Annotated in this window: 13 protein-coding genes; all 13 read left to right on the forward strand. The window is 49.1% G+C overall.

The window, feature by feature from the left end:
* Positions 1-348: 348 nt before the first annotated feature.
* On the forward strand, positions 349-588 hold the full coding sequence (locus AC58QD_RS08870) for a hypothetical protein (protein WP_497332194.1): 240 nt from the start codon (positions 349-351) through the stop codon (positions 586-588).
* A complete protein-coding gene (locus AC58QD_RS08875) occupies positions 563-931 on the forward strand; it encodes a RidA family protein (RefSeq protein ID WP_497332196.1) in 369 nt (122 codons plus the stop codon). Before AC58QD_RS08870 ends, AC58QD_RS08875 begins: the two co-directional genes overlap by 26 nt.
* 474 nt (positions 932-1,405) lie before the next feature.
* Positions 1,406-2,215 (forward strand): glycosyltransferase family 2 protein, encoded by an 810-nt coding sequence (locus tag AC58QD_RS08880; RefSeq protein ID WP_497332198.1) that lies wholly within the window; start codon positions 1,406-1,408, stop codon positions 2,213-2,215.
* A 4-nt stretch (positions 2,216-2,219) separates the two neighbouring features.
* On the forward strand, positions 2,220-3,338 hold the full coding sequence (locus AC58QD_RS08885; protein WP_497332200.1) for a glycosyltransferase family 2 protein: 1,119 nt from the start codon (positions 2,220-2,222) through the stop codon (positions 3,336-3,338).
* A complete protein-coding gene (locus AC58QD_RS08890; RefSeq protein ID WP_497332202.1) occupies positions 3,335-4,072 on the forward strand; it encodes a glycosyltransferase family 2 protein in 738 nt (245 codons plus the stop codon). The genes AC58QD_RS08885 and AC58QD_RS08890 overlap by 4 nt, the downstream gene beginning before the upstream one ends.
* A gap of 34 nt (positions 4,073-4,106) precedes the next feature.
* Positions 4,107-4,838, forward strand: coding sequence for a sugar phosphate nucleotidyltransferase (locus tag AC58QD_RS08895; RefSeq protein WP_497332204.1), 732 nt, complete (start codon positions 4,107-4,109; stop codon positions 4,836-4,838).
* Entirely contained in the window at positions 4,835-6,091 is a 1,257-nt protein-coding gene (lhgD, locus tag AC58QD_RS08900; RefSeq protein ID WP_497332206.1) for an L-2-hydroxyglutarate dehydrogenase, read from the forward strand. The genes AC58QD_RS08895 and lhgD overlap by 4 nt, the downstream gene beginning before the upstream one ends.
* 20 nt (positions 6,092-6,111) lie before the next feature.
* A complete protein-coding gene (gene rfbC, locus AC58QD_RS08905) occupies positions 6,112-6,651 on the forward strand; it encodes a dTDP-4-dehydrorhamnose 3,5-epimerase (protein ID WP_497332871.1) in 540 nt (179 codons plus the stop codon).
* 58 nt (positions 6,652-6,709) lie between these two features.
* Positions 6,710-7,759, forward strand: a complete 1,050-nt coding sequence (locus tag AC58QD_RS08910; protein WP_497332208.1) for an NAD-dependent epimerase/dehydratase family protein — start codon at positions 6,710-6,712, stop codon at positions 7,757-7,759.
* The gene (rfbD, locus tag AC58QD_RS08915) at positions 7,756-8,655 is read left to right on the forward strand and encodes a dTDP-4-dehydrorhamnose reductase (RefSeq protein WP_497332210.1); all 900 of its coding nucleotides are present in this window, start codon (positions 7,756-7,758) and stop codon (positions 8,653-8,655) included. Before AC58QD_RS08910 ends, rfbD begins: the two co-directional genes overlap by 4 nt.
* Positions 8,656-8,700: 45 nt before the next feature.
* The gene (locus AC58QD_RS08920; protein WP_497332212.1) at positions 8,701-9,852 is read left to right on the forward strand and encodes a CgeB family protein; all 1,152 of its coding nucleotides are present in this window, start codon (positions 8,701-8,703) and stop codon (positions 9,850-9,852) included.
* 16 nt (positions 9,853-9,868) lie between these two features.
* Positions 9,869-10,975 carry a CgeB family protein gene (locus AC58QD_RS08925; protein WP_497332214.1) on the forward strand — a complete coding sequence of 369 codons (1,107 nt, stop codon included), beginning with the start codon at positions 9,869-9,871 and terminating at the stop codon, positions 10,973-10,975.
* 15 nt (positions 10,976-10,990) lie between these two features.
* The gene (locus AC58QD_RS08930; RefSeq protein WP_497332216.1) at positions 10,991-11,992 is read left to right on the forward strand and encodes a GT-D fold domain-containing protein; all 1,002 of its coding nucleotides are present in this window, start codon (positions 10,991-10,993) and stop codon (positions 11,990-11,992) included.
* Positions 11,993-12,007: the final 15 nt, after the last annotated feature.

Here is a 12,007-nt window from a genome sequence, read left to right on the forward strand (position 1 = left end):
ACGAAATTCGGGAAGACCTATATGACGGAAATGAACACTTATATTACTAAAATGGAAGCCAAGAAGTAATGGAGGCAATGATCCAATCAAACGGCCAATGACCTTGCCGTTTGATTCCCGTTTGGACTGCTTCTGCCTCCGATTGGAGTGTAGCGAGAGCAGCCTTGAACGAAACAGACGCCAATGGGCTTGAATTGTGCCGGGGCACGCCGGAGGTTTTGAAACAGCTGCTGTTATGGCGCTCAAGCTAGAGCTGTCGTCATTCTTGGAAGACTCTTAGGCGATTTCAACTACAGGCCGCGGGTCGAAGTCGTATCGCTTTATACGGACCAAGTACCTGAGAACGATATGAGCCGTGAAGAAGCAGCGCGGACAGGTGTCCCCATTTATTCGACGATTGCCGAGACGCTTAAGATTCCCTTTGCTAACGGTGGTCTTGACGGTGTCATCATCATTGGTGAACACGGCGACTACCCGGAAGATGAGCGGCAGAGAAAGCAGTACCCGCGTCGACGTCTGCTGGAAGAAACACTCGAGGTTTTTGACGAAGGGGGATTACTTAATGAAGATAGAACTATTACCACATAAACTTTCCAAGCTTCCTTTTTCACAAGGGATAAGAACAGATAACGCTGTTTATGTATCCGGCCAGGGTGGAATTGATAATCAAGGACGTGTCGTTGGACCCGATATTGAATCACAAACTGTAACGACGATGGAAAACATCCGCAGAGTACTTATTGCGTCGGGATTGGATTTGGAGCATGTGGTCAAAGTGAATGTGTATTTGTCTGACCGATGTTCGTATGAGGAGTTCAATAAAATTTATGCCCGTTATTTTACCGCGCCGTTTCCAGCCCGCACCACCATTTATTGTGATTTGAATTATGATCTGCTTATAGAAATTGATGTTATTGCAAGTACGACCTGAGCAACACGACATCTAGAGAAAGCCAAGAGCCTCCCAGGTTGAACCTGAGGAGGTGGCTTGCTGAGCGCAACTAATCAAATGATTATCAGTCCGATGATATGAATTATAGACATCCAGATGTAGGCGTTTGAATTGTCCTAAATTCGATTTGTCAGGGGACACTTGCTATCCAAGCATAATCGATCGATTCCGCCCAAATAACCAATACCGGCACTTGCTAAACCGATCCGATCTCCCTAGTGCTTCGTTTCAGGCGCAGGGTCTTAATTCCAGCCACCGAAGAAAAAAGGAAAATAAATCCTTTTGGGGCTCTATCAAATAAACTACAACTCAACCACCCCAAAAAACCTGGCCAACGGCCAGGTTTTTCATGTTCTGTGCGCCTTTTTTCCGTGATATCCACACATGCCCTTCCGCCGATGACATCCTATCATAAAATGACTAAAAAACGTCTACAGACAGCGGAGGTGAATGATGAGGAAGCAACGATCTCGAAAATCACTAAATAGGAACCTGCAACGGCCAAAGCTTACTGCTATCCGCAATTCAGCTGAGCCGAAAGTGTCTGTCATCATTCCTGTAATTAATGAACGCAGGACCATTGGGAAGGTCATAGCTAACGCATTCCGAGTACACCCGAATACAGAAGTCATTGTGATCGCGAATGGATCGACTGACGGAACAAATGAAATTGCTAAGAGAATGGGTGCGCGAGTCATTGAATATCCAGAGGCGCTGGGCCATGATGTTGGGCGCAGTCTGGGTGCGAAGGAAGCGAAGGGCAGCATCCTGCTGTTCCTGGATGGCGATATAGTCATTCAGACTATGGCTCTGATTCCGTTTATCAGAGCAGTTGAGAATGGAATCGATATCGCTCTGAACAGCTATCAAGGACCTACGAACAAAATGAATGTGCACGGAGTCGTTCTAGCCAAACATGCGCTTAATATCGCTCTCTCCCGTCCCGAATTGAGAGGGTCGTCTCTAACGACGATTCCTCATGCAATGAGCAGGAAAGCACTCGAGCTGATCGGAAGCGAGCATCTAGTTGTGCCGCCGAAAGCCCAAGCCATGGGGGTTTCGAAAGGACTGGATATTCGTGCTGTACATTATGTCGACGTTGGACGGACGAATCGAATTCGCAAAAGAGGTAAAGGGGAAGGCGATCCTCTGGAATCGCTCATTGTAGGAGATCATCTTGAGGCCGTAAGGTGGCTGACGAACTCGACTAATTCACGGGGGAATCTGCCTGACCTTACGCGAGTAAGGAATGTGGTGAGGTGAAGGTATGTTGAGAAAAAGAAAGATTTCCAAATGGATCATGAAACGCCGCCTTTCTCGCCGCCCATCCATTCGCGGTCGACGCGGATTAATTAGGAAACGATCACCTCGCTTGTTGAACACCGTCACTACAAGTAATAATGGAGCCCTATTAAGCGCATTTCAGGCGGGTCAGGGAGCAGCTCGGACAGAACCATACCCTGGAGAAGCGGTCATTAAATTAGGGAGCTGGATCCAGAAATGCTGGAGTGCTTGGAGAGTGCAGCATAATGTAGCGGTCCATCCTTGGACGCAAGGTGTTGGTCTAGCTAAGAAATTCGCGGAAGGGTTCTGTGCGGATGCAGGTTTAGCAGTACCGAATTACGCATGGACGCCATGCAGCCGGTCCATTAGTGTCGTCCTGACGGCCATGAATGAGGCGTTGTCCCTGTCTTCCGTCCTGGAACAGCTGGAGCGGTTCCCTGTGAATGAAATCATCATTGTTGTCAATGGATCAACGGATGGAACGTTTGAAATGGCCCGTGCGCGATCGAATGCCATTATTGTCCATTATACCGATGCTCTTGGGCATGATGTAGGCCGTGCAATAGGCGCCAAGCTGGCGAGATCGGAAATTGTTCTATTCCTGGACGGAGATTTCCCAGTATCTGCTGAGCAATTAGTGTTGTTTGCAGATGCGATAGAAAGGGGGACAGACGTAGCCATGAACAACATTACCCCTTTTCTGGGACAGTTCGGTCATCGTGATTCCGTTACCATGGTCAAGGAATTATTGAACCGTGCTATTGGCAGACGTGATCTGGAAGCCAATTCCCTTACGGCCGTCCCTCATGCATTGTCACGAAAAGCAATTAATGAAATCGGCTACCACAACTTACTTGTACCTCCCAAAGCCCAAGCTATTGCCATATCCAAAGGTCTGAAGCTCAGCTGTCCAGTCAGTGTCGATGTCATCTCCATCAATAAAGTGCGCAACTCCAATACCGGCAGCCATAACCGGGTTGCAGCTCTGATCATTGGCGATCATGTAGAAGCATTGTCCATGCTGATGGAAGAGAAGGGCGATCGGCTTGGAGAACCGGACCGGATCCGCAATCGAAGCTTACTCGCGGGGGTGAGAACATGAGCCTCACCAGTATAATAATCCCAACTTATAACGGGCTTCCTTTACTGACGGAATGCGTCGAAGCCATTCAGAAGTACACCGATGTCCCCTATGAGATTATCGTGGTTGACAATGGTTCGGTTGATGGAACTACCTCTTTTTGCAAAGCCAATCACATTCGCTTCTTGTCCCTTCCAGAAAATCGCGGTTTTCCGATTGCTTGCAATTACGGAATGTTATTGGCAAGCGGGGATAACTTGCTGCTGCTTAATAATGACGTGGTGGTATCACATAGATGGCTGACGAACTTGCTTCATTGTCTGAACAGTTCTTCGAGCATCGGTATTGTTGGCCCCGTCACGAACTACGTAAGCGGCAGACAAAAGGTCGACGTCAGCTATGAGAACTTGGATGAATTTCATTGGATGTCGGATGCCATGAATCGGTCGGACCGGTCCAAATGGCAAGATGTAAGCCGGATTGTAGGTTTATGTTTTCTGTTCAAGCGTGAACTGATGGATCGGATTGGTCTACTCGATGAGCGCTTCTCGCCAGGTCACTATGAGGATGACGATTATTGCTATCGCTCCAGGCAAGCCGGATATCGGCTCATCATTGCAGGGGATGTGCTCGTTCACCATCATGGCAGCGCCAGCTTCCGCAAGCAGGGCCAAGAGGAGCTTGATCGACTGGTGGAGACGAACTATAGGAAGTTTATCGACAAATGGGGAGTAGACCCGCGCTCTTTTATATGAATGGCGCTCATCTTCAAGGAAGGAAGGTAATGCTGTGAAAGGTGTGCTGTTGGCCGGAGGAACCGGAAGCCGGTTATATCCAATGACGAAGATTGTTAATAAGCATTTGCTTCCGGTTGGGAAGTACCCGATGATTCATTATGCCATTCGAAGATTTCAGCAAGCTGGAATTGAAGAAGTGCAGCTCATTCTGGGAAAACACTCCGCAGGTTTGTATATGGAGTATCTAGGCAGCGGTAAAGATCTCGGAGTTAGACTGACCTATAGGATCCAGGAGGAAGCTGGGGGTATAGCTCAAGCATTGTTGCTTTCAGAAGGCTTCATTCACAGAAATGAGAAGTTCGTAGTGCTGCTCGGAGACAACTTGTTCGAGGATTCCCTCTCTGACGCTGTGGATGTATTCGCGAAGCAGCAAGAAGGGGCCAGAGTCATGTTGAAGCAAGTATCTGACCCCCATCGTTACGGTGTGCCTATCCTGCATAACGATAACATTATATTCATTGAAGAGAAGCCATCCACTCCGAAATCGAATTACTGTGTAACCGGAATCTATATGTATGATTCGATGGTGTTTGATATTATCCGGCGCATCCGTCCGTCCCATCGCGGGGAGTTGGAAATAACCGATGTGAACAATATTTATGCAACAGAAGGTAAACTGACCTATGGCATCCTTCATGGCTGGTGGACAGACGCAGGGACCTTCCATTCCTTTCACGAGGCAAGTGCCAGGCTTCTGTTGGAAGATGAAGGCGAGCGTAGATGACTAAGGAGACAACCCATTCCTACGAATATGTCATTATCGGAGCTGGTATTATTGGTCTGACCATTGCCAGAGAACTGAAGCTGAGGGAACCGGATTGCCGGATAGCGATCATAGAGAAGGAGGAGCATGCAGCCTATCATGCTAGCGGGCGTAATAGCGGCGTTCTCCACGCAGGCTTCTACTACACGGCGAATAGCTTAAAGGCTCGCTTCGCAAGAGACGGCAACCGGATGCTTCAAGCTTATTGTCAAGAACAAGGCTTGGATATGAATCGTTGCGGGAAATTGATTGTTGCTTCGAATGAAGAGGAGCTTGCAGGATTAGAGGAGCTGAAACGCCGCGGAGATGTGAGCGGTGTGGAGCTCTACTGGCTTGACGAGCATGAAGCGGCTGCTATTGATCCGAATGCAAGGACATATCGCAAAGCGTTATTCTCGCCAACAACGGTAACGGTAGATCCGGTGCAGGTATGCGAGACACTCAGGCGAGAGATTGAAGGGAAGGGCGTAACTTTTCACTTCAATACCCATTACGTAAGCTACCAGAATGGGGAGGTTCATTCCACCCCTCACTCCTTCCGGTGCGGGTATTTGATTAATGCGGCCGGGTTATATGCCGACCAGATTGCGCATCCGCTTGGATTTGGCCGCCAATATACAATCATTCCGTTCAAAGGTATTTACTTAAAATACGCCAAGAATAAGACGGACATCCGCACAAACATTTATCCTGTACCAAATCTCGGAAATCCGTTTCTGGGTGTGCATTTTACCAAGACCGTGGACGGCAGCATCAAGATAGGGCCAACCGCAATTCCAGCGCTATGGCGTGAAAACTATAAAGGGCTCAGTCGCTTCAAGCTAAGTGAGTTCCTTGCCATCGTCTATTACGAGGCCAAATTATTTCTGACCAACTCATTCGGTTTCCGCAAGCTTGCTTTGGAAGAGATGAAGAAATATATCAAATCCAATTTCATTCGGTTATCTATGAAGCTGGCTCACGGTATTGATCCTAGAGGCTTCGGTGACTTCGGAAGGCCTGGGATACGAGCTCAATTATTAAACAAGGACACGTTGGAACTGGTGCAAGACTTCGTAATCGAAGGCGATCACCGTTCCGTGCATGTGCTGAACGCAGTTTCTCCCGCTTTTACATGTTCCATGCCTTTTGCGATACATGTAGTCAACTTCATCACGGAACAACGCCGAATAGCTCTAAGCCAGCACAGCGAAGCTGGTTCACCAAATGCTTAAGGAGGAATAAAGTCTTGAACATGCTTGAATCCAAAATAAACGGTGTAGTCGTACTGGAGCCAGATGTCCATGGAGACCACCGAGGGTATTTCATGGAGAGCTACAATTTGAACCGTATAGAAGGGCTCGGATTGAACTATACGTTCATTCAAGACAACCAATCCTTGTCTGTGATGCAGGGTGTAATACGCGGGCTGCACTTTCAACTGAATCCGAAGGCTCAGACCAAGCTGGTTCGTGTGCTGACAGGAGTCATCTATGACGTTGTTGTCGATATCCGCAGCCAATCTCCAACTTACGGCCAATGGGCTGGATTCATATTAAGCGAGCATAACAAGAGACAGCTTCTGGTCCCGCCAGGAATGGCTCATGGCTTCTGTACACTTACCCCGAATACGCAGGTGTTATATAAGGTTGATCAGTACTATTCCGCTGAGCACGATCGCGGGTTGTTATGGAATGATCCTGATCTCGGTATTGAGTGGCCGGTGAGCCAACCGATCTTATCGGAGAAAGACAGGGTTCAACCACGGTTGAAGGAACTAATCACCGACTTTTAAGATCCTAACGTATAAGTGTCCAGGCATCCTCAAGAGAACAGAAGGGAAGTTGATAGGCATGAAAACCGTACTTGTGACAGGAGCTGGCGGGTATATTGGCAGTGTGCTCACGCCGAAGCTGCTTGCACTTGGATACCGGGTGAAAGCATTGGATCGTTTCTTTTTTGGAACCGATAAGCTTGCCGACCATCCTAATCTTCAACTGATCCGCGAAGATAGCCGTCGTGTGACAGAGGATGCTCTTGCAGGTGTAGAAGCAGTTATTGATTTGGTGGCGATCTCCAATGATCCTAGCGGCGAAATGTTCCGTGACGCAACCTATGAGATTAATCATGTTTCACGAGTGAATATGGCGAAGATGGCCAAGAAAATGGGGGTCCGCCGATATATTCTTCCTTCCTCCTGCAGTCTGTATGGGTTTGTGGATGCGGATGTGATTGTCGACGAACAGTCTGCGACGAATCCTCTCTCTACTTATGCCAAAGCTAATGAGTTGGCGGAGCTGGGCGTGCTGCCTTTAGCTGATGAGGATTTCACAGTAGTTGTGATGCGCCAGGCAACCGTGTATGGCTACTCGCCTCGCATGCGCTTCGATCTGGCCATCAACGGGATGACGCTCGGCGCTTGGAAGAGCGGAGTTATCCCTCTTATGAAAGACGGGACTCAATGGCGTCCAATGGTTCATGTACAAGACACAACTGACGTCATGGCGTTACTGCTGGAAGCGGACTCGGAGAAGATTAACGGAGAAATTTTCAACGTCGGCTCCAACCGTAACAATTATCAGCTTGGGCCGCTTGGAGATGAAATCGCTGAAGCTCTACCTAAGGATGTTACCATCCAGTGGTACGGGGATCCAGATCACCGCTCTTACCGAGTAAGCTTTGACAAGATTGAGTCGGTGCTGGGTTGGAGTGCACAGTGGACTGCTGCAAGAGGAGCGCTAGAAATATACAACGAGCTGGAAGCGGGACATATCCCTCAGATGGAACAGACTATTACGCTCACATGGTATCGGGACCTGATTAAATGGCATAAAATCATTCGGGAAGCAGAGTTATACGGAGGCATGTTCGACCTTCAGGATTCAATCGGTGAAAGCTCATGACCAGAATCGTGCTGCTGGGAGCAAACGGACAGCTTGGGACTGATTTATGCAGAGTATTCGCGAACGAACCTGATATGGACCTAGTCCCGTTGCTGCGCAAGGACCTGGATGTAGCGAATGTTGGGGCGATCGCCCCTTTTTTGCAAGGATTGGATACATTCGATGTTCTGATTAATTGCACCTCCTATCATAAGACCGATGAGTGTGAAGATTATGCAGAACGGGCTTTCACGATTAACAGCTTAGCGCCTTGGGAGATGGCCAAATATTGCGCCAGTGCCAGTAGCAGGGGCTCTGCCTCCGGATCTCCTCCAATATTTATCCACTTTACAACCGACTATGTGTTTGGAGGCCGGGGATCTGAACCTTACACCGAGGACGATGCAACGAATCCAATCAATGTGTATGGTGCTTCCAAAGTATCAGGGGAACAGTTGATTCAGGCATATGGCAAACGATATTACATTTTCCGGGTATCCTCCTTATTCGGAGTAGCGGGCGCGAGCGGAAAAGGAGGCAATTTCGTCGAGACGATGATCCGATTGGCACGTGATGGTAAAGCAATATCCGTCGTGAACGACCAATTCATGTCTCCAACTCACACATTGGATATTGCAAAAGCAGTGACTACCCTAATCCGGAACAAGACAAGTGAATCAGGCATCTATCACTGCTCAGGAGAAGGCGCGTGCAGCTGGTATGAATTCGCGGAAGAAATATTCCGGCGACTCGGCATACAAGCTGACCTCTCCCCTGGATCAGCGGGCAACCTGACCACCAGAGCCAAGCGGCCTTCATACAGTGTCCTGGACAACAGCAAATTGAATGCGATCCATCAGATGCCTCATTGGAAGGATGCGCTTGACGAATATATCCGGATTAAACATGAGTCCTGAGGTTGATGTAGTCCCGCTATCATAAATGCTTAAGGAGGTGATTCTATGCGCAGTACCCTGCAGCGGCGACGAAGCAGACGTAAGCAAACGGTCATGCACACAGAGCCAGTCGGTCCGTGGGAGATAGGCTGGAATGAGGGCTATCGCCTGGGCCGAGACAAGGGCAGGCATGATGGATTATGCGAGTGGATGTATGCGAACAGCGTAATGACCCCAGTCCAGCGGCAATGGGATGTGAGAGTGTTGTATGTGCAAGCGCAAGGGAGCCCGTATCATGCTCTGGATCAAGGGATCGAGGATGCTTTGCGATCAGTAGCACGCGAGGTTCATGTCGCGGGTCCTGAGGATAATGTGGTTGCGATTGCTGAGAACCTGCGTCCTGATCTGGTGCTGGTATTGGATGCAATCGGACGTTCGTTCCCTACGGACCAAGCGGATGCCATGCGCGCAAAAGGGATCCGAACTGCGATTTGGCTGCCTGATGACCCGTATCATTCAGATCAAACGATTCAACTTGCTCCGCACTACGACTACGTCTTCACTCTAGAGCAAAGCTGTGTACAGCTCTATAAGGATCAAGGCTGTAAGATCGTGCATCATTTACCATTCGCAGTAAATCCTCAGTTCACTCGTTACAGGGAAGTCGATGCAGCCTACACTAGTGATATTTGTTTTATCGGGAGCGCCTTCTGGAATCGGGTTGCCTTATTCGATGAATTAGCAGATTACCTATCCGGTAAGAACTTCAAGATTATCGGCTGGTGGTGGGACCGGATGCGGAATTATGAGAAGCTGAAGGACAAAATCCATGGATTCTGGTTATCGCCCGAGGAAACCGCCAAGCACTACAGCGGAGCAAAGATCGTAATCAACATGCACCGCTCTGCAGAAGATGCATCTCATAACCGCAACAGCAAACAGATTCCAGCAAATTCAGTCAATCCGCGGCTTTTCGAAATCTCGGCTTGCGCTACTCTACAGTTGGTTGATGAACGACCGGAGTTGGCCAACTTATATACCCCCGGAGTAGATATAGTCTCCTTCCAGTCTGCTGACGACTTGCGCAACAAGATTGAATATTATTTAACCCATGAGGAAGAAAGGCGGGAGATCGTGCGCAAGAGCTTGTTCCGGACCGTGAACGAGCATACGTACCGAAATCGGCTATCCCGGCTGCTTGAGCTAGTATTCGGGTAACAAGGGAGCTAGAAACATGATGCGAAACACAGCACTATGGAAGCTTGGACGGATTGAAGGATACAATCAAGGCCGGGAAGACGGGGAGCGGCTTGGACGGTGTAATGCCATTGTTCAGCGTATGGAATCCAGGAGAGCGGGAATGCAGGGAGTTTTCCGGGAGGTGCGTGTGTTATATGTCCGAACAGGTCTATGGGCGTACGCGCCGCTCGATGACGGGGTAATCGATGCTTTGAGAGAGACGGTTCGCGAACTCCATGTCGCTAATCCTACCGATGATGTTGCTACTCGGGCAGCCGCGATCGGTGCAGATTTGGTGCTTGCATTGAACTCCGTAGAATGTCTTCCTGCAGCTCAAGTGGATGCTCTTCGTGCCAGAGGAATCATGACTGCTGTCTGGTTCACGGATGATCCCTATTATTCGGATGTGACAGCAGATATTGCCCCGCATTACGATTATGTCTTTACTCTGGAAGAGAGCTGTGTTCCGTTCTATCAGGAACGGGGCTGCGCACAGGTGTATCATTTACCTTTTGGAGTTAATACAGCTTTCTATCATCCGAAACGAATTGATCGTTCCATCAAGACAGATATATGTTTCATCGGCAGTGCATTCTGGAATCGCGTTGCTCTATTCGATCAGGTTGCTCCCTATTTGAGCGGCAAGAAGGTCATTATTGCAGGCTATTGGTGGGACCGGATGAATCAGTATTCCTTGCTTGCGAATCAAATTCGACTGGGGTACTGGATCTCACCCGAAGATACAGCCGCTTATTACAATGGCGCCAAGATTGTCATTAACTTGCACAGAGCAATCGATGATGAGTCCAATCGGAATAGTCGGAACATTCCCGCGAAGTCCGTCAATCCGCGAAGCTTCGAAATCGGTGCATGCGGGACACTTCAATTGACGGATGTGCGCGAAGGATTGCAGCAAGCCTACACTCCTGGAAGTGAGATTGCATCGTACTCAACAGCGGATGAGCTGGTGGAACGAATCGAGTATTACTTGCAGCATGAGGAAGAGCGCAAGCAGATGGCTTATAAGGGCCTTGAGCGTACTATGAGCGATCACACTTATAACAATCGGGTAAGCCGAATGCTTACAATTATTTTCGGATAAAGGCGGTGAACGTAAATGGCTCGTCTGATTAACAATCGAACGAAGAGAAAATGGGTCATTAAGCGTCGAGGGCTTCTCCGTAGAGGAAGGAAAACCGGCAAACGCAACGATTTATCCCCGGGTCTGCACTCTGCTTACAATGATGGCTACAACAGCGGATTTGACAAAGGGCATGTGGAGGGTTACCGCCAAGGGAAATATGACGGAGAGGCACAGGGCGGCTTTCGCGATGGAGTAGAAGGGATAATTGACTCCATGACGCCGGACTATGAAATATTGCCGGAGATAAGTGCGGAACAGATTATCGCTGCTGGATTGGAGCATCTGAGGGGGCAATTCCGCCATTTGCTCACTCCCGAACAATTAGGCAGTCAAATTCTCCACGCGCTTGATACCCGGACACCGATGTCGGTGGTTCGGCTTGGTGACGGGGAGCTGCTGACCTTAGCGCAAGGCGCAGTGCTCAGTATTGCTCAAGTCCAGGAGCAGGGCTCCTTCCTCGGATATGCGGGGGTGGAGATTCCGGATTACAATGCCCGTGATCAATTGGTTCAATCGGTTCGAAAAGCAACCGTTGTTGGCATTCCCAAGCTAAGGGTGCGCAACTACCAACCCCTCGCTTTTGAAGTATTCCGTGCACATGGGATTAACCACAGAGAGTTAGCCTTGACCGATTCTCTAATCAACTATTATTTGTATCAAGCCGGATTCTTGTCGCGTATTCTCTCGGGGAGAAGGGTGCTTATTGCGGGAACGCTTGCGGATCAGCTCAGCGATGTACTGCGCGGAAACGGCGTTCATGTCACTGCAGTCGTTACCCCGGTGAACGGAGTGGCTGATGTACCTCGTGTAATGGAGGAGATTGCGGCTGCTCAACCGTTCGATATTGCTCTAGTTGCGGCAGGAATAGCCGCCGTTATCTTGTCACAGCGCATCGCCACGGAAATGGGCAAGGTCGCAATTGATTTCGGGCATTTGGCTAATTCCATCATTAAGGGGGAAGCCCCGTTCAAATAACAGAATGTACAAGGA

The sequence above is a fragment of the Paenibacillus sp. J2R1T-4 genome, assembly GCF_059692235.1.

What these genes read in the sequence shown, in the direction of transcription:
- AC58QD_RS08925 (WP_497332214.1), top strand. Translation starts at nt 9,869, where the DNA reads ATGATGCGAAACACAGCACTATGGAAGCTTGGACGGATTGAAGGATAC.
- AC58QD_RS08880 (WP_497332198.1), top strand. Translation starts at nt 1,406, where the DNA reads ATGAGGAAGCAACGATCTCGAAAATCACTAAATAGGAACCTGCAACGG.
- AC58QD_RS08910 (WP_497332208.1), top strand. Translation starts at nt 6,710, where the DNA reads ATGAAAACCGTACTTGTGACAGGAGCTGGCGGGTATATTGGCAGTGTG.
- rfbC (WP_497332871.1), top strand. Translation starts at nt 6,112, where the DNA reads ATGCTTGAATCCAAAATAAACGGTGTAGTCGTACTGGAGCCAGATGTC.
- lhgD (WP_497332206.1), top strand. Translation starts at nt 4,835, where the DNA reads ATGACTAAGGAGACAACCCATTCCTACGAATATGTCATTATCGGAGCT.
- AC58QD_RS08930 (WP_497332216.1), top strand. Translation starts at nt 10,991, where the DNA reads ATGGCTCGTCTGATTAACAATCGAACGAAGAGAAAATGGGTCATTAAG.
- AC58QD_RS08890 (WP_497332202.1), top strand. Translation starts at nt 3,335, where the DNA reads ATGAGCCTCACCAGTATAATAATCCCAACTTATAACGGGCTTCCTTTA.
- AC58QD_RS08885 (WP_497332200.1), top strand. Translation starts at nt 2,220, where the DNA reads ATGTTGAGAAAAAGAAAGATTTCCAAATGGATCATGAAACGCCGCCTT.
- AC58QD_RS08875 (WP_497332196.1), top strand. Translation starts at nt 563, where the DNA reads ATGAAGATAGAACTATTACCACATAAACTTTCCAAGCTTCCTTTTTCA.
- AC58QD_RS08920 (WP_497332212.1), top strand. Translation starts at nt 8,701, where the DNA reads ATGCGCAGTACCCTGCAGCGGCGACGAAGCAGACGTAAGCAAACGGTC.
- rfbD (WP_497332210.1), top strand. Translation starts at nt 7,756, where the DNA reads ATGACCAGAATCGTGCTGCTGGGAGCAAACGGACAGCTTGGGACTGAT.
- AC58QD_RS08870 (WP_497332194.1), top strand. Translation starts at nt 349, where the DNA reads ATGAGCCGTGAAGAAGCAGCGCGGACAGGTGTCCCCATTTATTCGACG.